At 69.9% G+C, this 23,368-nt stretch carries 23 protein-coding genes; 19 read left to right on the forward strand and 4 right to left on the reverse strand.

Annotated features, from left to right (window positions below):
- Window positions 1–39: 39 nt before the first annotated feature.
- From ACOACQ_RS10690 to ACOACQ_RS10770, 17 genes are all read left to right on the forward strand, one after another.
- Complete coding sequence (locus ACOACQ_RS10690; protein WP_420288261.1) at window positions 40–2,343, forward strand: hypothetical protein; 2,304 nt, start codon at window positions 40–42, stop codon at window positions 2,341–2,343.
- Window positions 2,344–2,423: 80 nt separating this feature from the next.
- Window positions 2,424–2,861 carry a phage tail protein gene (locus tag ACOACQ_RS10695; protein ID WP_420288262.1) on the forward strand — a complete coding sequence of 146 codons (438 nt, stop codon included), beginning with the start codon at window positions 2,424–2,426 and terminating at the stop codon, window positions 2,859–2,861.
- A gap of 11 nt (window positions 2,862–2,872) precedes the next feature.
- Entirely contained in the window at window positions 2,873–3,658 is a 786-nt protein-coding gene (locus ACOACQ_RS10700) for a peptidase M23 (RefSeq protein WP_378596252.1), read from the forward strand.
- A complete protein-coding gene (locus tag ACOACQ_RS10705) occupies window positions 3,645–5,414 on the forward strand; it encodes a VgrG-related protein (RefSeq protein WP_378596251.1) in 1,770 nt (589 codons plus the stop codon). The genes ACOACQ_RS10700 and ACOACQ_RS10705 overlap by 14 nt, the downstream gene beginning before the upstream one ends.
- Complete coding sequence (locus ACOACQ_RS10710; protein WP_378596250.1) at window positions 5,414–5,701, forward strand: PAAR domain-containing protein; 288 nt, start codon at window positions 5,414–5,416, stop codon at window positions 5,699–5,701. The genes ACOACQ_RS10705 and ACOACQ_RS10710 overlap by 1 nt, the downstream gene beginning before the upstream one ends.
- 2 nt (window positions 5,702–5,703) lie before the next feature.
- Window positions 5,704–6,111 (forward strand): GPW/gp25 family protein, encoded by a 408-nt coding sequence (locus tag ACOACQ_RS10715; RefSeq protein WP_056714367.1) that lies wholly within the window; start codon window positions 5,704–5,706, stop codon window positions 6,109–6,111.
- Entirely contained in the window at window positions 6,108–8,060 is a 1,953-nt protein-coding gene (locus ACOACQ_RS10720; protein ID WP_420288263.1) for a putative baseplate assembly protein, read from the forward strand. Before ACOACQ_RS10715 ends, ACOACQ_RS10720 begins: the two co-directional genes overlap by 4 nt.
- Before the next feature lies 1 nt (window position 8,061).
- Window positions 8,062–8,631 (forward strand): phage tail protein I, encoded by a 570-nt coding sequence (locus ACOACQ_RS10725; protein ID WP_378596247.1) that lies wholly within the window; start codon window positions 8,062–8,064, stop codon window positions 8,629–8,631.
- Between the two features lie 266 nt (window positions 8,632–8,897).
- Window positions 8,898–9,932 carry a zinc ribbon domain-containing protein gene (locus ACOACQ_RS10730; RefSeq protein WP_378596246.1) on the forward strand — a complete coding sequence of 345 codons (1,035 nt, stop codon included), beginning with the start codon at window positions 8,898–8,900 and terminating at the stop codon, window positions 9,930–9,932.
- Window positions 9,933–10,161: 229 nt separating this feature from the next.
- Window positions 10,162–11,085 (forward strand): 30S ribosomal protein S2, encoded by a 924-nt coding sequence (gene rpsB, locus ACOACQ_RS10735; RefSeq protein ID WP_420288264.1) that lies wholly within the window; start codon window positions 10,162–10,164, stop codon window positions 11,083–11,085.
- 97 nt (window positions 11,086–11,182) lie between these two features.
- Entirely contained in the window at window positions 11,183–11,992 is an 810-nt protein-coding gene (gene tsf / locus ACOACQ_RS10740) for a translation elongation factor Ts (RefSeq protein ID WP_378596244.1), read from the forward strand.
- 176 nt (window positions 11,993–12,168) lie between these two features.
- Entirely contained in the window at window positions 12,169–13,368 is a 1,200-nt protein-coding gene (locus tag ACOACQ_RS10745) for an SPFH domain-containing protein (protein ID WP_420288265.1), read from the forward strand.
- A 1-nt stretch (window position 13,369) separates the two neighbouring features.
- The gene (locus ACOACQ_RS10750) at window positions 13,370–14,626 is read left to right on the forward strand and encodes a hypothetical protein (RefSeq protein WP_378596242.1); all 1,257 of its coding nucleotides are present in this window, start codon (window positions 13,370–13,372) and stop codon (window positions 14,624–14,626) included.
- A gap of 67 nt (window positions 14,627–14,693) precedes the next feature.
- A complete protein-coding gene (locus ACOACQ_RS10755) occupies window positions 14,694–14,981 on the forward strand; it encodes a hypothetical protein (protein ID WP_420288266.1) in 288 nt (95 codons plus the stop codon).
- A 78-nt stretch (window positions 14,982–15,059) separates the two neighbouring features.
- The gene (gene pyrH, locus ACOACQ_RS10760) at window positions 15,060–15,773 is read left to right on the forward strand and encodes a UMP kinase (RefSeq protein ID WP_182377088.1); all 714 of its coding nucleotides are present in this window, start codon (window positions 15,060–15,062) and stop codon (window positions 15,771–15,773) included.
- 40 nt (window positions 15,774–15,813) lie between these two features.
- A complete protein-coding gene (frr, locus tag ACOACQ_RS10765; RefSeq protein WP_378596255.1) occupies window positions 15,814–16,368 on the forward strand; it encodes a ribosome recycling factor in 555 nt (184 codons plus the stop codon).
- A gap of 20 nt (window positions 16,369–16,388) precedes the next feature.
- Window positions 16,389–17,273: a phosphatidate cytidylyltransferase gene (locus ACOACQ_RS10770; protein ID WP_378596240.1), complete on the forward strand. Its 885-nt coding sequence runs from the start codon at window positions 16,389–16,391 to the stop codon at window positions 17,271–17,273.
- Here the strand turns inward: ACOACQ_RS10770 and ACOACQ_RS10775 are convergent.
- From ACOACQ_RS10775 to ACOACQ_RS10785, 3 genes are all read right to left on the reverse strand, one after another.
- Window positions 17,270–18,436 (reverse strand): hypothetical protein, encoded by a 1,167-nt coding sequence (locus ACOACQ_RS10775; RefSeq protein WP_420288267.1) that lies wholly within the window; start codon window positions 18,434–18,436, stop codon window positions 17,270–17,272. The genes ACOACQ_RS10770 and ACOACQ_RS10775 overlap by 4 nt on opposite strands.
- A 60-nt stretch (window positions 18,437–18,496) precedes the next feature.
- Window positions 18,497–18,892 carry a hypothetical protein gene (locus ACOACQ_RS10780; RefSeq protein WP_420288268.1) on the reverse strand — a complete coding sequence of 132 codons (396 nt, stop codon included), beginning with the start codon at window positions 18,890–18,892 and terminating at the stop codon, window positions 18,497–18,499.
- A gap of 98 nt (window positions 18,893–18,990) precedes the next feature.
- Window positions 18,991–19,782, reverse strand: a complete 792-nt coding sequence (locus tag ACOACQ_RS10785) for a tryptophan 2,3-dioxygenase (protein ID WP_378596237.1) — start codon at window positions 19,780–19,782, stop codon at window positions 18,991–18,993.
- 127 nt (window positions 19,783–19,909) lie between these two features.
- On the opposite strand from ACOACQ_RS10785, the gene ACOACQ_RS10790 reads away from it, so the two are divergent.
- Both ACOACQ_RS10790 and rlmN read left to right on the forward strand, forming a co-directional pair.
- Complete coding sequence (locus ACOACQ_RS10790; RefSeq protein ID WP_378596236.1) at window positions 19,910–20,275, forward strand: hypothetical protein; 366 nt, start codon at window positions 19,910–19,912, stop codon at window positions 20,273–20,275.
- Between the two features lie 64 nt (window positions 20,276–20,339).
- The gene (rlmN, locus tag ACOACQ_RS10795; RefSeq protein ID WP_420288269.1) at window positions 20,340–21,473 is read left to right on the forward strand and encodes a 23S rRNA (adenine(2503)-C(2))-methyltransferase RlmN; all 1,134 of its coding nucleotides are present in this window, start codon (window positions 20,340–20,342) and stop codon (window positions 21,471–21,473) included.
- 52 nt (window positions 21,474–21,525) lie between these two features.
- Here rlmN and ACOACQ_RS10800 read toward each other — a convergent pair whose 3' ends face one another.
- Window positions 21,526–23,268, reverse strand: a complete 1,743-nt coding sequence (locus tag ACOACQ_RS10800) for a TIGR03767 family metallophosphoesterase (protein ID WP_420288270.1) — start codon at window positions 23,266–23,268, stop codon at window positions 21,526–21,528.
- Between the last annotated feature and the right edge of the window lie 100 nt (window positions 23,269–23,368).

The following is a 23,368-nucleotide window of genomic DNA, read 5'->3' on the forward strand; positions in this document are numbered from 1 at the left end:
ATGGCGTGGTCATGGCCCTGGAGCCGGGACAAGGCTCCGGTGACGTCGGCACCTTCGGTGCCGACGGCGACCCCTGCGACCCCGGCGCCCGCGCCTGCGCCGGCTCCGTCTCCGATGGGGTGGGCCTTCCTGCCTCCCATCCAGCGACAGCTGGCCGAGCCGATCAGGCCGCTCAGCCGCGGGTTCGAACCGGGCGCCTGGGCGTCGCCGATGTTCACGGGGTCGATGACCCACGCCGTGGCCGACGGTGCGCCCCACGGACTGATCGACGGCGACGGTCGCGGCCTCGGAACGCCGGTCCAGCGTGCTGCTGCGGGGCCCGAGCTCACGCTGCTCCCGCCGCCCCGGCCCCGGGTCCAGCGATCGATCCAGCGCGCGACGGACGCGGAGGTCGCCGAGATCGATGCCGGCAACGATGCGCCGGCAACGTGGTCCACCGACGACTCGGCCGGAGACGGGCCGGACGGAGACGGGGACGGAGACGGGGACGGAGAAACTGGCGGTGAGGGCGCGGACAGTGGTGAGGGCGGGGGCGGACCCGAGGCCCGGGTGACCGTTGCCCGGACCGCGGAGAGCAGTGCCCCCGCAACGATTCCCGAGCCGCCACGGTCCCTCGTGCGGGCGAGCCCCGCGGGGCTGCCGTTCGTGCAGCGGTCTGCCGTTGCCGAAGCCGCGCCGGCGACCGCCGTCCACGGGCACCCGCACGACACCGACACGTCCGGGCGGGCGACGCCCGACGCTCCCGCGTCGGCACCGACACTGCCGGTCACCTCGACCCTGGCGCCGACACCGCCGGCGGCCGCACCGCTGGGGTCCACGGGTCTGCCTTCGGCGATGGCGACGACGGCGTCGTTGCCGATCCAGCGGATGTCCTCGACAGGGTCGGCCACTCCGGTCGTCGGCCAGGCCGTCGCGGGGGAGCGCCCGCGGCTGGGGTTCGGCCCGCCGTTGTCCCAGGTGCCCCCGACGGCCCTGGGCTCGCCGCCCGCCGAGCAGCCCGGTCCTGCGCTGCAGGCGCAGCGCGCCGCCGACAACGGTTTCACCGAGGTCTCGTTGCCGGGTGTGAGCGCTGCACCCCCGATGCCGTCGCCTGCTCCGGGAATGCCCCTGCAACGGGCGAGCACGCTCGATGCGTCGCCCACGGCCGCACCGACGTTGGGGTCCGCGCCGTCCGCGGAGTCGACCGGGGAGTCGGCCGAGGAAGGGCCCGGGGAGGCCGTCGAGGCGGTCCACCCCGACGACTGCGCCGACCCGGATCACGACCATCCGGTCGCACCGGCCGTCGTTGCGAGCGCGGGCCGATCGGACGTCGTACCCGTGGGGGAGGCGGTGGTTCCCGAACCCCCGATCTCGCCCTCGATGCGGGGGGACGTCGCGCCCCTGCACGTCGGCGGCCTCAGCACCTCCATCCAGCGCTCGAGCGTGCTGCCCGGTCCCGGGCTGCCCCTGCAACGTCTGGCGGTGCGTCCCGCGGGCGCGCCGGCCGCCCCGTCGGCGCGGGTCGTCCGCGTCCAGCGGGTGCCGTCCTCCTTCGCCTCCCCGACCTCTTCGCCGACCTTTTCGACGGCACCGTCACCGACGTCCGCCTCGACTCCCTCCCCGGGTGCCCCGTCCAGCTCGTCGTCGACGGCTGGTGCTGCGGGCGTCGTGAACCCGCCCTCCCGGACGGTTGCGACTCCTGTCGCCGCGTCGTCGGTACCGCCGGCTGCCGTGACCTCGATGACCGAGGCGATGCCGGACCCCGTCCTCCAGCGGAGTACGACGACCGGCGGGTCGCCGACGTCCGTGCCCGTCGCACCGTCGACTGGTCAGGAAGCCTTGCTCGATGCGGGTTCCACGCCCGTGGCACTGGAGCACGCAGCCATCCCGTACACGTCCGATCCCGGGAGTGCTCGCCCGGCGTCATCACCGACCCGCGTCAGCAGCGACAACGGCTCCGGGCCGGGCACCGCCGGTCCGGTGGCCTTCCTGCAGCGGTCGGCATCGCCCGTGGTGAGTGCACCGGCGTTGCGGGCACCCGGCCCACCGGCGGCCCCGGCCCTGGTCATGCCGCAACGAGCCAGCGCCGCCGAGGTCGCCGAAGCCGAGCCGGCGACGATCCAGCGGGAGACGGCCGAAGCGCCTGCACCTGAACCCGAGGCGCCGCCCGCCGCCGACGCAGGCGCGGCCGCTTCGCCAGCCCCTGCGGCTGCGCCCGGCGCCGCCCCGGCCGCCGGTGGCGCGCAGTCGCCGGAGCAGGCCGAGGCGATGGCCCGCCAGTTGTTCCCGTCGTTGTTGCGGATGCTGCGCGGCGAGCTCGTCGTCGACAGGGAACGACGGGGGGTGCGGACCGACCGGTGGTGAGTGCCTGCTGAGTGACGAGACGGACCGTGGTCGTGAGCGGTCCTTGGGTGCGGACGCGAGGACGAAGGGAGCCAGACACGATGAGCCAGTTGCAGGACGTCGACACCGCCGTCAGCGTCAGCTACAAGGTGAAGATCGACGGCCGTGACCTCGGCGACTTCACCAGCTGCGAGGGCCTGGGGGTCGAGGTCGTCCTGGAGAGCCGCGAAGAGGGTGGCAACAACGGCTTCGTCTGGCAGTTCCCGTCCCGGTTGAAGTACTCGAACGTGAAGCTGTCCCGCCCGCTCGGCAAGCAGACCGAGCTGCTCACGAACTGGATCGGGGAGCTGCTGACGGGCTACAAGCGGTACACCGCCACGATCGAAGCGCAGACAGCGAAGGGCACCGTCGTGGCGAAGTGGTCGCTCAACGAGGTGATCCCGGTCCGCTGGACCGGACCGCAGATGACGCCCGACCAGCCCAAGGTGCTGACCGAGACCCTCGAGATCGCCCACCACGGCTTCCTTCCGAGCAGCTGAGGAGACGCGAGATGAGCAGTAGTCCGGTCGGATTCCAGGCTGCCGGCGCCGGAGGCGGTGGGGGAGCCAAGCTCGAGCAGGCCTATCTCCAGGTCTATGAGCCGTCGAAGGACGGGTCGCTCGCTGCCCCGGGCCCGAAGCTGGAGCCGATCACGTTCCAGTTCAACCCGAAGGAGCTGTCGCTGCAGAAGACCGCGAACTGGAAGCGGGAGGAGGCCAAGGGCAACAAGTCCGCATCGCCGCCCGAGTTCAAGGGAGCGCAGCCGTCCAAGCTGACGCTCGAGCTGTTCCTGGACTGCAAGGGCGAGCACGACACCTCCGTGGTGCAGACCGTGGAGAAGCTCTTCATGCTGACGGTGCCGCTCGAGAAGACCCTCACGTCGAAGAAGCCGTCACCGCCCTGGGTCGTCTTCCGCTGGGGCTCGCTGACCGGGTTCCTGGGCTACGTCAGCCAGGTCCAGGCGAAGTACACCCTGTTCACCAGCGGTGGCGTGCCGATCCGGGCCACCTGCACGGTCACCCTTGAGGAGCTGTCCGGTGGGCCTCCGAAGCAGAACCCCACCTCGGGCGGCCTGGTGCCGCACCGCGTGCACCAGGTGGTCGAGGGCGACTCGCTGCCCGCCATCGCCTATGCCGAGTACGGGAAGCCCTCGCTGTGGCGCCCGATCGCCGTCCTCAACCGGATCGACGACCCCACCCGACTGCGTCCGGGCACCGAGCTCCTGCTCCCTGCCCTGGAGGAGATCGAGAGCGAGTCCCGGCCTCGCAGGAAGGCACTGGGGCATGCCTCACGGTGAAGAGTTCAGCAACACCCTGCTGGTGAAGGTCAACGGAGCGCCGTTGCCGGCAGACGTCGCGAGCCTGATGGTGGCCGGGCTCGTCGACGAGAGCACCCGGGTCCCCGACCTCTTCGTGCTCCGCTTCCGCGACCCGGACGCCATCGTGCTGGAGAAGGGCGGCTTCAAGATCGGCGCGAAGGTCGAGCTGAACCTGCAGAACACGGCTCCGGGCGGGCCCGAACCGCTGCACCTCGGCGAGGTCACCGCGCTCGAGGTGGAGATCGGCGAGGCCGGTCTCCACACGGTGGTGCGCGGCCTGGACATCGCCCACCGGCTCTACCGCGGTACCCGCGTGAAGGCGTTCCTCAACATGACTGCCTCGGACATCGTGCGCAACGTGGGGCAGGCCGCCGGTGTGCAGGTGCAGGTCGACCCGACGACCGTGGCGCTCGCGCACACCACCCAGGCAGGGGAGTCCGACTGGGACTTCCTGGCCCGGCTCGCCACCGATCACGACAGGATGCTCACGGTCAGCGCCGGCAAGTTGCACTTCATCAAGCGCCCGGAGGCCGCGGAGGCGCCGTCCGGGACCGACGCTCGTTCCGAGCCGCTGGTGTTGCAGCAAGGCGTCAACCTGGTCGACCTGCGCGCCACGATCACGGCCTCGGGCCAGGTCAAGGAGGTCAACGTCCGCGGGTGGGATCCGGCCCGCAAGCTGGCCGTCACTGCCAACAAGCCCTGCGCGACACCGAGCGCACAGCCGGAGGGCGGCATCAGTCCGGCCTCCATCGCCTCGACCTTTCCCAGCCCGCCGTACGTCGTGGGCGATGCCCGCATCACCCAGCAGGACGTCGCCACGTCGTCCGCGGCCTCGCTCGCCGACCACGTCGCCGGCGGATTCGCCGAGGTCGAGGGGATCGCCAAGGGCAACCCCGCGTTGCGCGCGGGGTCGGCCGTGAAGCTGGCCGGAGTCGGAAACCCGTTCGTCGGCCGGTACGTGTTGACCTCGACGCGCCATGACTTCCGTCCTGCGACCGGGTACCGGACGCACTTCACGGCGAGCAACACCTCGGAGCGCTCGCTCTACGGCAGCCTGCAGGACTCTCCGACCAACGACCCGCGCATCGTGGGCGTCGTACCCGCCATCGTGACGAGCGCCCAGGACCCGGACAAGCAGGGTCGGGTGAAGGTGAAGATTCCCTGGCTCTCCGACGAGTACGAGTCGGGGTGGTGCCGCACGGTCCACGCCGGGGCTGGAGCCAAGCGCGGCCTGGTCGTGCTGCCGGAGGTCGATGACGAGGTGTTGATCTCCTTCGCCCACGGGGACCTCGGGCACCCCTACGTCCTGGGCGGGGTCTTCAACGGCAAGGACCAGCCCAAGCAGCCCTGGGCCGACCACGTCGATGCGAGCAACGGTGCGATCAACACGCGCGCCTGGGTCTCCCGCACGGGCATGCAGATCGTGTTCGTCGAGAAGGCCGGCGCCGAGAGCCTCGAGGTCAGCACCAACGACGGCGCCCAGAAGGTGCTGCTCGAACAGACCAAGAAGGGCATCAAGATCATCTCGGAGGGGCCGACGGAGATCACCGCGAAGCGGGACCTGAAGATCGAGGCCCTGGGGAACGTCACGATGAAGGCCCAGCAGAACGTCAAGGTCGACGGCCTGCAGGTCGAGGTCACGGGCAAGGCCGGCGTGAAGATCAAGGGACCGGTGGTCAGCGTCGAGGCGGATGGCCCGCTGACCCTCAAGGGTGCGGTCGTGAGGATCAACTGATGCCGATGCCCGCTGCCCGCGTAGGAGACCTGACGCCCCACCCCGGTGTCATCACGGGACCGGGCGTCGCCACGGTCCTGATCGGGAGCCTGCCCGCGGCGACGGTCGGTGACGTCCATACCTGTTCGTTCCCGCCCCCCGCGGGCCCGCATCCACCCTCGCCCATCGCCAAGGGATCGGCGACGGTCCTGATCGGTGGCAAGCCAGCGGCCCGGGTCGGGGACCTGACCGGCTGTGGTGCGCCGATCCTCCCGCCGGGTTGTCCGACCGTGCTGATCGGAGGTTGATGATGGGCTCGGAGTTCGTCGGTTCCGGATGGTCCTTCCCGTTGCGCACCGACCCGACCGGGCGGGTCGCCCTGGTCAGCGGGCGCCGGGAGATCGAGGAGAGCATCCGGCTGATCCTGATGACGGCGCCGGGGGAGCGCCCGATGCGGCCGGAGTTCGGCTGTGCCGTGCACGACTACGTCTTCGCCCCTGCGGACGCCGCGACTGCGGGCGACATCGCCTATGCGGTGCGGGTCTCCCTCAACCGCTGGGAGCCGCGGGTGGACGTCGAGGACGTCGCCGTGCGCTTCGATGCCGTCGACCAGGGCGTCCTCTACATCGACATCTCCTACTCGCTGCGCGGCGAGAACGATCCGCGCAACCTCGTCTTCCCGTTCTACGTCATTCCGCCCCACGAGGAGGACGCATGACCCTGCCGGTCCCGAATCTCGACGATCGCCGTTTCCAGGACCTCGTCGACGACGCCAAGCGCATGGTCCAGCAGCGCTGCCCCGAATGGACCGACCACAACGTGTCGGACCCCGGCGTGACGCTGATCGAGACGTTCGCGTTCATGACCGACGAGCTCCTGTACCGGTTGAACCGGGTCCCGGACCGGCTCTACATCACCTTCCTCGACCTCCTCGGCGTCACTTTGCACCCGCCGACCCCGGCGCGGGTGGAGGTCACCGCCTGGCTGGCCGCTGCCGCGAAGGAGACGACGGTGCTGCCGGCCGGTGCGGAGGTGGCGACCCTGCGCACGCCCCAGCAGGAAGCGGTCGTCTTCGCGACGTCGAAGTCGTTGACGATGCCGCCCCGTTCGCTCGCGCACGTGATGACGCACAACGCGGGCGGCGAGCCGGAACGCCGCGACGACGAGCTGAGCCTCGGCACGGAGTTCCGGTGCTTCACCGAACAGCCGGCCTACGAGGACATCCTCTACATCGGCCTCGACGACGCGGCGCCGTCCTGTGCCATCGGGTTGCGGATGACCTGCCACCTCCAGGGCGTGGGCGTCGACCCCACCCGGCCGCCACTGGTGTGGGAGGCCTGGGACGGCAAGGCGTGGACGGCCTGTGATGTCGACCGTGACACGACCGGTGGCCTGAACCGGCCGGGCGACGTGATCCTGCACGTCCCCGAGTCCCATGCCGCATCGGTCGTGTCGCAGGTGCGTGCCGGTTGGCTGCGCTGCCGCGTCGTGGCGCCGGGGGAGGGCTACCCGTTCTACAGCGCCTCGCCCACGATCACAGAGATGTCGGCGTACACGATCGGCGGCACGGTGGCGGCCACCCACTCCGAGACGTTCACCGACGAGATCCTCGGTCTGTCCGAGGGTGTGCCGGGCCAGGTGTTCAGGCTGGTGCGCGGGCCCCTCGTCGCTGACGGCGACCCGTTCGTCGTCGAGGTGGCGTCCGGGTCGGGCTGGGACCAGTGGGAGGAGGTCTCGTCCTTCGCCGACTCGGGTCCCGACGACGCCGTGGTGCGCGTGGACCGCGCGACCGGCGAGGTGCAGTTCGGTCCTGCCGTGCGCGAGGCCGCCGGAACCCTGCGGCAGTACGGCGCAGTGCCCCCGAAGGGCGCACCGATGCGGGTGCCGTCGTACCGGATCGGCGGTGGGCCGTCGGGCAACCTGGCTGCCGGCGCGATCAAGATCCTGCGGACCACGGTGCCCGGAATCGACCGCGTCGAGAACCGGCGGGCTGCGGTGGGTGGCGTTGCGCCCGAGAGCGTGGACGAGGCCAAGCTCCGCGGCCCGCTGGCCCTGCGCACCCGCGACCGGGCCGTCACCTGCGAGGACTACGAGCAGCTGGCCAAGGCCGCGGCCCCGCAGGTCGCCCGGGTCAAGGCCGTCCCGGCCGGTGCTGGGGGCGAGGAGAGCGGCGTCCGGGTCCTGCTGGTGCCGGCCGCATCGGCCGACGTCGAGGGCAGCCTGCGCTTCGAGGACCTCGTGCCGACGACGGCGACGCTCCAGACGGTCACGTCCTACATCGAGCCGCGCCGCACCGTGGGTGCCCGGGTCGTCGTCGAGCCGCCGTTCTACCAGGGCGTCACCGTCGTGGCGACGCTCGTCGCGCGGGCCAAGACCGCGTCGCCGGAGCTGGAGAAGGCCGCCCGCGTCGCGCTCAACCGGTACTTCGACCCGCTCACCGGCGGCATCGACGGCAAGGGATGGCCCTTCGGCCGCCCGGTCCAGGCCGGCGAGGTCTACGCCGTCCTCCAGCAGGTCTCCGGGACTGAACTGGTCGAGGAGGTGCTGCTGTTCGCTGCCGACCCCATCACGGGCAAGCGCGGCGAGCCGGTCCAGCGCATCGACCTCGACCGCTTCGCGCTCGTCTTCTCCTACGACCACCGGGTCCGGGTGATCAGGGGTGGCTGAAATGACCAGGACCAGTCACCGGGGCATGGTGCCCGGCCTGATCTGCCCGGCGCCGCTGGCCCAGCGGTTGCCCGGGGTGCTCCAGGACGACGACTTCCTGGTGCGTTTCGTGGGTGCCTTCGACGACGGCTATGCGCCGATCCACGCGACCCTCGACTCGCTGGCGGCGTACTTCGACCCGAACCTGTCACCGGAGGACTTCCTGGGCTGGCTGGCGATGTGGGTGGGTGTGGAGCTCGACGACGCCTGGTCGACCGCAGACCGCCGCCGGATCATCACCGACGCTGCCCGGCTGCACCGCCAGCGCGGGACCGTCGCGGGCATCCAGGCCGCACTGGAGCAGGCGCTGGGAGCCCAGGTCACCGTCAGCGACACCGGCGCATGTGACTGGTCGCAGAAGCCGGGAGCAGATCCCGGCGGAACCGCTCCCCCCGCGGTCACGGTCACCGTCACCGTTCCCGACCCGGCCGCCGTCGACGTACGACGGGTCGAGGCGCTGCTCGAGGACGTCTGTCCCGCACATGTGGCCCGGCAGTACAAGGTCGTTCGCGCAGGAGGTGGGAAGAAATGAGCCAGTCGTGTCCGGTCTGTGCGGTCGCCCTCGAGGAGGGGGAACGGTTCTGCGGCGAATGTGGCGCGTACGTCGACTGGTCCGACAGCGAGCACGCGGACCACCCAGCCGCGGCCGCCGAGCCCGAACCGGGGCCAGCGCCCGCCCCGGACCTCGCACTGGTGCCGTCCACGCCGCCCCCGTCTGGCCCGCCCCCGTCTGGCCCGCCGCCTTCAGGCCCGCCACCTTCCGGCCCGCCGCCGTCCTCCGGCCCACCGTCGCGTCCCGTGTCCCCGACGGTCGTGCCGAAGGTGTCGACGGCGGAGCGGCCTGACGAGGCGCCTGCTGCCGTGACGCCGCCCCCGCCTCCGCCGCCGGCCAAGCCCGGTGCGGAGTGGAAGCCGCCGCCACCGCGCGACGCCCTGCAGGCGATGGTCGTCCCGGTCTCCGACAAGCCGGCCGGACGGCAACCGGGCGCGCAGCAGCCGGCGCCCCAGAAGCCGGGGACGCCGCTGGCGAAGCCCAAGCGACCCCGCCCGCCCGCGGACGACCCGATCCAGCAGGGTGACCTGGTCTGCGGCAACTGCGGCATCGGCAACAAGCCGACCCGGAAGTTCTGTCGGCGCTGCGGCACCACCCTCGCCGAGGCCGAGGTGGCGAAGCTGTCGTGGTGGCGCCGCTGGCGGAACAAGCGGCGCCTGCGCAAGGTCAAGCACGCCGGCGCGCGGCCGCGGTCCGCGCGCACCGGGGGATTCCAGCTGCGCTTCCCGACCCGACTGCTCACGTTGATCGTCGTCGTCGGTGCGTTGAGCATCGGCGGGTTCGCCTTCCGTGATGTCCTCGGTGGCCTCTACGGCACCGTGCGCGACCGGATCGCCGGGACCGTGGAGGTCAATCCGACGGCCATCGAGGCGTCGAGCAGCCAGCGGGGCCACGGCGCGGAAGAGGCGCGCGACGGGGTCTCGAATGAGTACTGGGCGCCCGCCAAGGCCGGCGACGGCCGTGGCGAGAAGCTCAATCTCGAGTTCGAGGAGCCGATCCGGCTGGTCTACGTGATCATCACGCCGGGGATCACGGCGGTGGACGAAGAGCTGTTCCTCACCCAGGGTCGCCCGAAGGAGATCAACGCGGTCCTCAAGCGCAGCGATGGCTCGACCGAGATCAAGGAATTCACCTTCGAGGACAAGCTCGGTCCTGCGAAATTCGGCGTCGGGGTGAGTGACGTCGTGGACGTCACCTTCGAGATCCGGTCCGCCTACAAGGGCACCGCCGCGGGCAGCCACACGGCGATCGCAGAGGTGGAGTTCCAGGCGCGCAAGTGAGCGTGCAGGTGCCGGCCGCCTCACGATTGGCTCGTGGGGCGGCGGAGGTCGTAGGCTGACCTCTACCGGTCCGTCCTGGACCGGAATTCGCACGTCCGCAGACCACGACGGGGCCCTTGCACCAACAGGCCCCGATCGCCCGTGGGTGACTTGCCTTCAGTCCTGGGAAACCAGGTCAGGTGAGCACGCAGGCGTCAGGACCAACTGAAAACCACACAGGAGAACAATTATGGCTGTCGTGACCATGCGCCAGCTCCTTGAGAGCGGCGTCCACTTCGGACACCAGACCCGTCGTTGGAACCCGAAGATGAAGCGATTCATCCTCACGGACCGCAACGGCATCTACATCATCGACCTGCAGCAGTCGCTGGCCTACATCGACCGCAGCTACGCCTTCATCAAGGAGACCGTGGCCAAGGGCGGGACGATCATGTTCATCGGCACCAAGAAGCAGGCGCAGGAGTCGATCGCCGAGCAGGCGACCCGCGTCGGCATGCCGTACGTGAACCAGCGCTGGCTCGGTGGAATGCTCACCAACTTCCAGACCATGAGCCAGCGGATCAGCCGGCTCAAGGAGCTCGACGACGTCGACTTCGACACCGTCGCCGGCTCGGGTCGTACGAAGAAGGAGCTCCTGCAGATGCGTCGGGAGCACGTCAAGCTCGAGAAGACCCTCGGTGGCATCCGCGAGATGACCCGGACCCCGTCCGCGGTCTGGATCGTCGACACCAACAAGGAGCACCTCGCGGTCGAGGAGGCCCGCAAGCTGCGGATCCCGATCATCGCGATCCTCGACTCCAACTGCGACCCGGACCTGGTCGACTTCCCGATCCCCGGCAACGACGACGCCATCCGCGCGGTCGGCCTGCTGACCCGCGTGGTCGCCGACGCCGTCGCCGAGGGCCTCATCTCGCGCTCGGGCGCAGGTTCCTCTGCTGCCCCGACCGCCCAGGAGCCCCTGGCCGAGTGGGAGCGCGAGCTCCTCGAGGGTGACGCTGCCCCCGCCGCCGACGCTGCCCCCGCCGCTGACGCGCCGGTTGCCGAGGCGCCCGCCGCCGACGCTCCCGCTGCCGAGGTCGTCGAGGCGCCCGCCGCCGAGGCTCCTGCCGCTGACGCCGCCGAGGCGCCTGCCGACGCTCCGGCCGAGGCCTGAGAGTCACCAACTCGACATCGAGGGGGAGCGTGACGCTGCGTGATGAACTGGCGTCGCGCTTCCCCTCATCCACGATCTGATCCGAGGGAGGATCCCCATGGCTTTCACTGCTGCTGATGTCAAGAAGCTCCGCGAGCTCACCAGCGCCGGGATGATGGACTGCAAGAAGGCGCTCGACGAGACCGACGGCGACTTCGACAAGGCCGTCGAGCTGCTCCGCGTCAAGGGTGCCGCCAAGGCTGCCGCCCGCGGCGCCGAGCGCGAGGCCTCCGCCGGCCTCGTCGCCAACGCCGGTGGCGCGCTCATCGAGCTGAAGTCGGAGACCGACTTCGTCGCGAAGAACGAGGACTTCATCGCCACCGCCCAGCAGATCGCCGAGGCGATCGACGCGGGCAAGGCCACCGACACGGAGGCCGCCAAGGCCCTGCCGCTCGGTGACAGCACCGTCGGCCAGGTGGTCGAGGGCCTCGCCATCACCATCGGCGAGAAGATCGAGCTCGGCAACGTCGCGTACTTCGACGGCCCGGTCGCGGTCTACCTGCACAAGCGTTCGGCCGACCTTCCGCCGGCCGTCGGCGTGATGGTCGCCTACGAAGGTGACGAGGCCGCCGCTCGCGGTGCCGCGATGCAGGTCGCTGCGCTCAAGGCGCAGTACCTCACCCGTGACGAGGTCCCGGCCGACATCGTCGCCGCCGAGAAGGACGTCCTCACCAAGAAGACGATCGAGGAGGGCAAGCCCGAGGCTGCCGTCGCGAAGATCGTCGAAGGCCGCATCGGCGGCTTCTTCAAGGAGATCGTCCTGCTCGAGCAGGAGTCGGTCTCGGAGTCGAAGAAGACCGTGAAGGCCGTCCTCGACGCTGCCGGCACCACCGTGTCGCGGTTCGCCCGCTTCGAGGTTGGCGCCTGACGCAGGTCCATCGAACGGCCGGTCCCCACGCATCGTGGGGGCCGGCCGTTCGTCCGTTTTGTTGAGCGGACGTTTAGTCCTGAGGGTAGGTTTGCGCTCGCCGACAACGGACATCAGTCGGTGCGGTGCGTGCGTACCAGCGCGGGCGCTTTCGTTTCTGGTGAAGGAGAGCTTCAGTGGGACTCATTCAGGCTGCGATCGGCGCCATCGGCGGCACGCTCGGTGACCAGTGGCTCGACTTCTACGGCGTTCCGGACGGCGTCGGCTCGACCGTCGCGATCTTCCCGGCCGTCGCCAAGGGCCAGAACGCAGGCCGCGGCAGCAACACCAGCGGCTCCGAAGGCGTGATCACCAACGGCTCCAAGATCATCGTGCCCGAGGGCTACGGCCTGGTCCTGCTCGAGGACGGCGCCTTCACCGGTTTCGCCGCCGAGCCCGGCGCCTACATCTGGAACTCCGACGACCCGGCCTCGAGCTCGGTGTTCTCCGGCGGCGGCCTCGTCGACTCCCTGATCAAGCAGAGCTGGGAGCGCTTCAAGTTCGGCGGCCGGCCCTCGGCCCAGCAGTCCGCGGTGTTCGTGACGCTCAAGGAGCTGCCCAACAACAAGTTCGGGACGCAGTCCGAGATCTACTGGGACGACTCCTTCCTCAACACCCAGGTCGGCGCGATCACGCGAGGCACCTACACGCTCAAGATCACCGACCCGCTCACCTTCATCCGCAACTTCGTCCCGGCCGAGGTCATCAGCGGGCACGCGACCTTCGACTTCACCGACATCGACAACCCCGCGGGCGAGCAGCTGTTCAACGAGGTCGTGGGTTCCCTGGCGCCGGCGTTCTCGATGTACACCAACGACCCCGCCAAGGGGAACCGGATCACGAAGCTCCAGCAGGACTCGATCGGGTTCGCCCAGTCGCTGTCCGCGGCCGTCGAGGCCAACTACCAGTGGCGGACCGATCGCGGCCTCGAGATCGTCAAGACGGCGATCATCTCCATCGAGTACGACGCCAACACCCGTGAGCTGCTCAAGAACGTCCAGCGTGCCGACGCCCTGTCCGGCTCCCGCGGCAACGCGAACCTGCAGGCGTCCGTCGCTGCCGGTGTCGAGGCGGCGGGCGAGAACGCCGGACCGGGTGGCCTGATCGGGATGGGCATGGCGACCGGTGGCATGGGCCTCGGTGGCCTGCAGCAGCCGGTCACGCCCGCCGCTCCCGCGCCGGCCGCGCCCGCTCCGGCCGCCGCTGCGCCGGCTGCCCCGGCACCCGCCGCGGACGACCCGATGGCTGTCCTCAAGCGCGCCAAGGACATGCTCGACGCCGGGCTGATCACCCAGGCCGACTACGACGCGGCAAAGGCGAAGGCACTCGGGCTCTGACATGTCCGAAGAGTCCGGAGATCCACAGCAGCCCACCTTCGACGGCCCACCGCTGTCGCTGGAGGAGGAGCTCGCCGCTGCCAAGGCCGAGCCCGAGGCGGGACCGAGCATCGAGACCGTCAACGAGTCTCTCAAGGACGGTCTCAACCGGTGTCCGAAGTGCGGCTCGACCGACGTACGCCTGCGTGGTTCGACCGGCAACCTGGTCTGCCTCTTCTGTCGCAACGAGTGGCACGAGGCACGGGTCGAGGAGGAGTTCGGCCTCGGCGAGGGCATCGACACGCTCGAGGGCACGGTCATCGCCAGCGGTGCGGAGGAGATCCTGGCCGATGCCGCCGACCAGATCACCTTCAAGTGTGAGTCCTGCGGCGCCGAGGTGATCGTCGACACCGCCCACTCGCTCAACGCACGCTGCCACTGGTGCCGGCACACCCTCAACGTCAACCAGCAGATCCCCAACGGAGCGGTGCCGGACGCGGTCCTTCCCTTCAAGCTGACCAAGGAGGAGGCGGTCGAGCAGATCCGCGGCTTCGCCTCCAAGCGGCGGCTCTTCGCCCACCGCCAGTTCAAGAAGGAGTTCGTCCCGGAGAACGTCCTCGGTGTGTATCTCCCGTACCTCGTCATCGACGCCCGTGCGGAGTCCCAGTACTGGGGCAAGGGAGAGGTGCAGACCCGGCGCTGGACGGAGAAGCACGGCGACAACACGGTCACCTACTACGCCGCCGACGTCTATGCGGTGTCGCGGCAGGTGAGCTTCACCGTCGACGACCTCACCGTCGAGGGCGCCTCCGAACGGGCCGACTTCAGCGGGGCCAAGACCAACAACATCATCAACACGATCCTGCCGTTCGACACGAAGAACGCCGTCAAGTGGAACGCGAACTACCTCGTCGGCTTCACCAGCGAGAAGCGTGACCGCAACGTGGAAGGACTGCAGCCGGTCCTCGAGGACCAGCTGCTCTCGATCGGTCGGTCCCAGGTGAGCGGTTCGCTGGGGAGGTTCGACCGCGGCGTGCGCTGGGAGCAGGAGAAGATCGACATCGGCGGTTCGCGCTGGGTCTCGATGTACCTCCCGGTCTGGCTCTACTCCTACCAGCAGGAGAGCAACGGGATCCTGCACTACATCGCGGTCAACGCCCGGACCGGCGAGACCATGGGCAGCATTCCGGTGTCCCAGCCGAAGCTGCTGCTGGCCGCCTTCACGGTCGGGACCTTCCTCGAAGGCATCGCCGGCGCATTCCTGGTGGCGACGGCATGAGCCACCCCACTCGATTCTTCGTTCCCCCGCTTCGCTCCTCCACGAACAATCGATCGGGGACCCCGGCATGAGCATCGACATCATCCTTGGCCTGGTGGCGCACGCCTCGAGCGAGGACGGGGCACTGTGGCTGCTCGCTGCGGGACCGGCGGGCGGTGCGGCGACCTACTGGGCGTTCTTCCGCTACTACCGCAACACCGACAAGTCCCACGAGTTCGAGCGCGACACGATCATCGCGGCCCAGCCGGTGCAGGGTGGCGAGCAGGTCGTCGACACAATCGAGCGCACACGCGACTCGAACATCGACGGTGACAACAGCAGAAAGCACCGCGGGCGGGTGCAAAGGGTCCGTTGAGCCGCCGACACGGTAACCTCGGCACGGCTCCCTGCAGGTGGGGACGCATGACGTGGCGATCGAGAAGGAAGGACCCAGGTGGCCGGCTACAAGCGAGTCCTCCTCAAGCTCTCCGGTGAGGTTTTCGGCGGTGGCAAGGTCGGGGTCGATCCCGATGTCGTCCAGGCGATCGCGCACGAGATCAAGGCCGTCGTCGACGCGGGCGTGCAGATCGCCATCGTCACCGGCGGTGGCAACTTCTTCCGCGGCGCCGAGCTCCAGCAGCGCGGCATGGACCGCGTCCGCGCCGACTACATGGGCATGCTCGGCATCGTCATGAACTGCCTGGCGCTCCAGGACTTCCTGGAGAAGGCCGGCGTCGAGACCCGCGTGCAGACCGCCATCACGATGGGCCAGGTCGCCGAGCCGTACATTCCGCGTCGCGCGATCCGCCACATGGAGAAGGGCCGCGTCGTGATCTTCGGCGCCGGCATGGGCATGCCCTACTTCTCCACCGACACCGTGGCGGTCCAGCGCGCGCTCGAGAGCAAGTGCGACGTCGTGCTCGTGGCCAAGAACGGTGTCGACGGGGTCTACTCCGCCGACCCGAAGGTCGACCCGACGGCGACGAAGTACGACGAGCTCACCTATGACGTGGCCATCGCAGAGGGCCTGCGGATCATGGACCAGACCGCTTTCGCCCTCTGCGGCGAGAACAAGCTCCCGATGATCGTCTTCGGCATGGAGCCGGAAGGCAACATCCTGCGCGTCGTGCAGGGTGAGAAGATCGGCACCCGGGTCAGCGCAGGATGACGCGCGAACTGATGCGCGAAACGATGAAGGAGAACCGGTGATCAACGACACCCTCAACGAAGCCGACCAGAAGATGGGCAAGTCGGTCGACGCGACCCGTGAGGAGTTCGCAGCGATCCGTGCCGGTCGTGCGCACCCGAGCATGTTCTCGAAGATCATGGTCGACTACTACGGCTCGCAGACCCCGATCCAGCAGTTGGCGTCGTTCACCGCGCCGGAGGCCCGCATCATCATCGTGGCGCCGTTCGACGTGGGCGCGATCGGCAACGTGGAGCGCGCGATCCGCGACTCCGACCTGGGCGTGAACCCGTCCAGCGACGGCAAGCAGCTGCGCTGTGTCTTCCCCGAGCTCACCGAGGAGCGCCGCAAGGAGTTCATCAAGCTCGCCAAGGAGAAGGCCGAGGGCGGCAAGATCGCCGTTCGCCAGGTGCGCCAGAAGGCCAAGCAGAACCTCGAGAAGCTCGAGAAGGACGGCGAGGTCGGCAAGGACGACGTCAACGGGGCCGAGAAGAAGCTGGACGGCCTCACGAAGAAGCACACCGAGGCGATCGACGAGCTGTTCAAGGCCAAGGAAGCCGAGCTCCTCGAGGTCTGAGACCTCGACCTCGCACCGACATGACCTCGACAACGCCGTCGACTGAGCCTGCCCCGAAGAAGGACCACGGCCGGGCCGGCCGTGACCTCAAGGCGGCGGTGGCCTCCGCCGTCGTCCTCCTGAGCGCCATCGCGGCCTCGCTGGCCTTCTGGAAGCCCGCCTTCATGGTGATCGTGGCGATCGCCGTGGTCGTCGCCGTGTGGGAGCTGCGCAAGGGCCTGCTCGCCAAGGACATCGACCTGCCCGAGCAGCCGCTGATGATCGGCGGCGTGACGATGGTCGTCGTGGCGTACCTCTGGGGCTCGGCCGCCCTGGTCACCGCGACGGCAGTCAGCGCGCTGGCGATCATGCTGTGGCTCCTGCGTCGCGGCATCGACGGCTACGTCAAGAACGCCACTGCCTCGGTCTTCGCGCTGATCTACATCCCCTTCCTCGGCGCCTTCGTGGCGCTGATGCTGGCTGAGGGCGGCCGCACCGGTGGCGGGTTCGACGACGCGGGCGTCAAGGGGATCATCACCTTCATCGGCGTGACGATCGCCTCCGACATCGGTGGCTACATCGCTGGTGTGCTCTTCGGCAAGCACCCGATGGCGCCGGTCATCTCGCCCAAGAAGTCCTGGGAGGGCTTCGTCGGCTCGCTCCTCGGCACCGTGGGTGCCGGCTGGGCGCTGGTCGTCTACCTGCTCGAGGGCGACTGGTGGGTCGGGGTCTGCCTCGGGCTGATCGCGGTCGTCATGGCCACGCTCGGCGACCTGTGCGAGTCGGTCATCAAGCGCGACCTCGGCATCAAGGACATGAGCCAGGTGATCCCGGGCCACGGCGGCCTGATGGATCGCCTCGACTCACTGCTGGCCACGATCGCCCCGATCTGGCTGCTCCTGCACTACGGCGTCTTCACGCGCTAGCCGCGCGCGGCCCGGACGACCTCGCCGAGGGTCGTCATCGCGGCCGTCAGCTGGTCGTCGGTGAGGTACGGCGCCGGGCCGAACCGCAGGTGCTGCCCCCGGCTGTCGGTCCGCACGCCGCGCTCGGCCAGGGCTGCCTGCAGCGTCGCCGCCTCCGGCGCGAACAGCGTGAGGAACCCACCGAAGCCGTCGGCCGGGGTCTCCCTGTCACGGGTGACGACGCCGTCGGGCAGGTCGAGGTCGTCGAAGGCCCGGGCGAGCAACCCCCGCTGGTGCAGGGAGACCTCGCGCAGCCGCGGGGGAGTGAGCCCCTGCTCAGCGAAGAAGTCGAGGACCCGGCTCGCCCGGTAGTGACTGCTGGGGTCGTACGTCGACCCGGCGAACCTCGCTGCGCCACGGGCGTAGCTGACGGTCCCGGCCGCGGCGTGCTCGAGGTCGCCGAACTCGGCGTACCAGCCGGTGATCACGGGCCGAAGCCCTGCGGTGTGGTCCGGGAGGCGGAGGAAGCAGTTGCCCTCGCCGAGCTGGAGGTACTTGTAGCCACCGCCCACGACCCAGGCGCTGGCGAGTCCCGCGTCGTCGAGGGACAGCGGGACCACGCCGAGCTGGTGGTAGGCGTCGACGAGCAGCTCGGCGCCGTGGCGCGCACAGGCGTCGGCCACGACGGCGAGGCCCGGGACGACCTGCGAGGTCTCGAAGAGCACCGAGGAGGCCACCACGGCCGCCGTACGCCCGTCCACGGCAGCGGCGAGCCGCTCGGACAGGGTGGCGACGGGCTGGGCCGGGACCTTGACCACCTCGACGCCGGCCTCGGCCAGCCGGTCGAGCTGGCGGCGAGCGGAGTGGAACTCCCCGCCGGTCGTGACCAGGCGCGGGCGTCCGCGCAGGTCGAGCGCTGACAGGAAGCGCACGACGAGGTCGTGGGTGCTCGCCCCCAGCGCGACCTCGGCATCCGGGTCGCCCAGCAGCGACCGGACTCCGTCACGGAGCCGGTCGGCCCGGGCGAACGCCCGCTCCCACTTCTGGTCCACCGCCAGGGCCGCGTCGTCGTACGCCTCGAGGAGGCCCTCGCGGGCGACGTCGGGCCACGCCTGGTGGGAATGACCGGTCAGCAGCAACCGCTCGTCGACGCGGAACCGGGTGTAGTGCTGTGCGAGTGTCACGCGGCCACTGTCACAGAGGGATGGGCGCCGCTACCAGTTCGGCGCGCTCTCGCCCGGCCGTCAGTCCTTCGAGACGATCTTGGCGATATCGGCGGGCGTGGCGTCGACATCGCTCGAGTCGACGGCTGCATCGATCTTCGTCACCGGCTTCTTCGCAGGTTTCCGGGCCGGCTTCGGCTTCTCGACCGGCGCCGGGTCGAGGCCGAGTTCGTCGATGACGTTCACGGGCTCGGTCGGCGTCACCGTGACATCGGGGACCTCGATCTCGTCGGTGATCCACTCGCTCTTCGGCATCTCGGTGCCGGATCCCGCCGTGACGAGCGAGGTCACCACCCCCGCTGCCTTGCCGGTCGTCGCCCTGGCCAGACCCACGGCCGAGCCGGCCACCGCGACGGGAGCCTTCAGCGATGTGACGGCAACGTCCTTGATCATGCCCAGCGGGTTCTTGAGAGCCACGTCTGTTCCTCCACTTGTCGGTCGGATCGAACTGGTGCCTGTCGGCACCGGTTCTGGTGGTACCCGATCCGGCGGTGGTAACCCGCACCCGGGGAGGCTTACATCTCGCTCCGGATCGCCCACAGGTCGGGGAAGAGCTGGTGGGTGACGGTGCTCCAGAGGTAGGTCGCGCCCGACGAGCCGCCGGTGCCCATCTTGGCGCCGATCGTCCGCTCGACCATCTTCACGTGGCGGTAGCGCCACTCCTGGAGTCCTTCGTCGAGGTCGACGAGGCGCTCGGCGACCTGGGCCGCGCCACCGTCGTCGGCGTAGAGGGCCAGGAGCAGCGCCTGGACCTCGGGGGACGGTTCCCACGGGGTGGACAGGTCGCGTTCGAGCGCGACCGACGGGACGTCGTACCCCTGCGTGACGAGGTAGCGCAGGAACGAGTCGAACACCGACGGGCGGGACATCGCGGTGGCGATCCGCTCGCGTCCGGCGCTGCCCTCGGGGTAGTGCTCGAACACGCGGCGGTCCCGGCGGCCCAGGGTCGCCTCGAGCTCGCGGAACTGCTCGGACTGGAAGCCACTCGAGGCGTCGAGGCGGCCGCGGAAGCTGGTGAACTGGCGCGGGGTCATGGTCTCGAGGACGTCCACCTGCGCGACGGCCACCTTGAGGATCGCCAGCACCCGCCCGAGCGTGTGGAGCGCCCGCGGGGTGTCCCCGTCCTCGAGGCGGCCCTGGAGTCCGGTGAGCTCGTGGAGCATCTGCTTGAACCACAGCTCGTAGACCTGGTGGATCACGATGAAGAGGAGCTCGTCGTGCTCGTCCGAGCGCGGTCGCTGGGCCGCGAGGACTTCGTCGAGGGCGAGATAGTGGCTGTACGTCAGCGACGGGTGCGGTTCGTTCACGGGACCACTGTCACAGAGCGGTCAACCCCTGATCACTCCGCGGTGTCGACGACCGGCACGCCGACGTGCCGAGACCGGTTCGGGGAGTTGGGCGCCATGTGGCCTGCACCGATACGATCGCCCAGACATGGACGAGGCAGACCAGGCACGCGACGCGGGCATCGAGGCGGAGGACCGCTCGCGGCGACCCGACTGGTTCCACCGCGGGCACCCGATCTTCTTCCCGCTGGCCGGCTTCTTCACCGGCATGGCCTCGATCATCGTCGTCCCCGGCCTCTACGCCGCGGTCCTGCGCTGGCTCGTGGGCTACCACCGGGCCGAGGAGCTCTTCCCGTTCGTCCTGCTCCTCCTCGTGGTCCCCATCGGGCTGCTGGTGCCCCACCACACACGCCGCTTTGCGCGCTACATGCTGCTCGGCACGCTGGCGACGCTCATCGTCGCGGTCGGGGTGGCCGGCGCCGTGCTGTGGTTCCTGCTCAAGCGCGACGCCTGAGCCTCGCGGCCCGCTGACCTGGCGTTTCGGCATCCGTCGGCGCAGGTGGGACAATCGATCCACCATGACCGACCAGCCAGGCTCCGGGCCACGCCCCCTTCCCCTCGTCTTCGACGAGCCGCGCGGGCGCAAGAAGCCGCCGCAGCACCTGGCTGACCTCGATCCCGCCGGGCGCAAGGCGCTGCTGGTCGAGATGGGCCTGCCGGGCTTCCGGGCCAAGCAGGTCGCCACGCACTACTTCTCGCGGCTCGCCGACGACCCCGAGCAGATGACCGACCTCCCGGCCGCCCAGCGCGCCGAGTTGGTCGCGGCGCTGCTGCCCGACCTGATGACGCCGCTGCGCACCCTCGAGGCCGACAAGGGCACCACCCGCAAGACACTCTGGAAGCTGTTCGACGGTTCCCTCGTGGAGTCCGTCCTGATGCGTTACCCCGGTCGCGTGACCATGTGCGTCTCGAGCCAGGCCGGTTGCGGCATGGCCTGCCCGTTCTGCGCCACCGGCCAGGGCGGCCTCCAGCGCAACATGTCCACCGCCGAGATCGTCGAGCAGGTCCTCGCCGGTGCGCGTTCGCTGGAGCGTGACGAGGTGCCGGGCGGCAAGGGGCGCGTCAACAACGTGGTGTTCATGGGCATGGGCGAGCCGATGGCCAACTACAAGGCCGTCATCGGCGCCGTACGACGCCTCACCGAGCCTGCGCCCGACGGCTACGGCATGTCAGCCCGTGGCATCACCGTCTCCACCGTCGGTCTCGTGCCGCGGATGAAGCAGCTTGCCGACGAGGGCATCCCGGTCACCCTCGCCCTCAGTCTCCACGCGCCGGACGACGAGCTGCGCAACACGCTGGTCCCGATCAACACCCGGTTCTCGGTGGCGGAGACCGTCGACGCCGCCTACGAGTACTTCGTGAAGACCAAGCGTCGCGTCTCGATCGAGTACGCCATGATGCGCGAGATCAACGACCAGGCGTGGCGTGCGGACCTGCTCGCCGACGTCCTCAACGAGCGCGGCCACGGCTGGGTCCACGTCAACCTGATCCCGCTCAACCCCACGCCGGGGTCGAAGTGGACCGCGTCCGACCCGAAGGACGAGCGCGAGTTCGTCCGCCGGCTCGAGGCCAAGGGTGTGCCGACGACCGTCCGCGACACCCGTGGCTCCGAGATCGACGGCGCCTGCGGCCAGCTCGCCGCGGTGGAGTAGGTCTCGAGGCGGTTGCTGCGCAACCGCCTCGACCAGCGTGACTCGACCAGCGTTATGCGAGCGGGTTGCCCACCAGCAGCTCGACGTTGCGGTCGTCCGCCGTACCGGGGCCACCGCTGTGGTCGTGCCAGTCGTTCGCCGCGAGCTCGCGGGCCAGGCCAGCCAGCTCCGCCGGGGAGCTTAGGTCGGCGTTGGCCGCGGGGCCCGTGTGATCGACCATCGTGGTGAAGATCGACAGGCTGCCGTCGGTGTTGTCGGCGATCTCGATGATCCGGGCCTGCTGCGGCCAGTCGATGTGCGAGGCCGTCGTGATCTCCCACAGGCCACCGCCCCCGGTGCGCGGGCGCGGGGTGATCTTGTTGGTGTGGGTGTGGCCGTTGATCCACGCGATGACCTGCGGGTGCGAGAGCAGCTCGGTGAGCACCGCGCCGCCGGTGACCCGCGTCTCGAGGCTGCCGCCGGTGGCGATGAGCGGGTTGCCCATGGTGTCGGACGTGTGGTGGCTGAAGACCAGGACGATCTTGTCGGCCGAGGCGGCCAGCAGGTTCGAGAGCCAGGTGAACTGGGTCTTGTCCAGGGAGCCGTCGGCGTACCCGTTGGGGTTGACGGTGTCCATGACGATGAAGCGGAAGCTGCCCTGGTCGAAGGAGTAGTACGCCGTGCCCTGCTGGCGGTTGGCCGTGGTGAAGCCGTGGCCGAACGGGGCACCCCCCATCGAGAAGTGCTGCTCGACGACCTGCTTGCGCGTCAGCAGGCGACGGTTGAGGTCGGGCGTGACGACGCGGATGCCCGCGTTGGTGACGCCGGAGAGCAGGTTCGTGATGACTGCTGCCGGGTCGCTCATCAGGTTGTCGAGGACCTCGGCCGGGTTGATCCCGGTCGGGGGTGACACGACCTTGAGGGCGCCGAGGGCGAGCAGGTTGAGCTGGAGGGTGCTGGTGGGGAAGTTGCCCTGGACCAGGCCGTCGTGGTTGCCGAACACGGAGTACCACGGGATGTCGAGGCCCTCGGCGTTGAACGGCGCGCGGGCGGCGTTGAGCAGGCCCGGGACGACCGGGAAGCCGTACTCCTTGCGCGGGCGGTCCACGGGCTTGCCCGCGGGTGCGCCGTCGGGGTGCCAGTAGGCGGTGTCGTAGGTCAGCGCGTTGCCGTCGGCGACGCCTTCGTAGCGGGTCAGGTTGCCGGAGTCGAAGCGGACCGGGCCACCGTTGAGGACGCCGATGTTCCAGCGGACCTCGTTGAACTGGGAGTTGTCCGAGTTGTCGCCGGTCTGGATGGCCAGCGCGAGGGGCCGGCCCGTGACGGGGCCGTTCTCGACCTGGTTGATGGCGCGCACCATCGAGTCCGCGACCTGGCCGGTCAGCATCTCGTGGGGGCGGTACGACGACGTCAGCAGTCCCGTGGCGACGGGGGAGCCGGGGTCCTCGAGCCGGTCGACCCACTCCAGGCGCAGCGGGGACTGGGCGTCGACGATGTGGACGTCGCTGAGCTGGACGAACGCCAGCAGGCCCTGGCGCGCAGCCGCCCGACCGGGACCGGCCGCGACGCCGAGGGCGGTGCGCGTGCCGTGGGGCTCGCCGGCAATGGCGAGGACCTTGCGGTACCCGAGCGCGTTGGGCGCGCCGGTCGTGAAGGTCTGCTGCAAGGTCGCAGCCGCGTTCTCGACGGGGGCAGACGCGGCGGTCGCCGCCGAGGCAGCGCCTCCCCGCACCACTCCGGGGAGCGCGGTAGCGGCTGCGGCGAGCCCGCCGGCGGCGATGGTCTGACGGATCAACTGGCGACGAGAGATCTCCACGGGACTCAAACGACGCAAAGGTGATCCGGGTCACGTCGTATTCCAGTCGTTCACGATGCGGTCGCCCGACACACGCGCCACGGTGGGCGAGCGTTGCGGA

Source organism: Nocardioides sp. CPCC 206347, assembly GCF_048654605.1.
In the GTDB taxonomy this organism is placed as follows: Bacteria; Actinomycetota; Actinomycetes; order Propionibacteriales; family Nocardioidaceae; genus Nocardioides.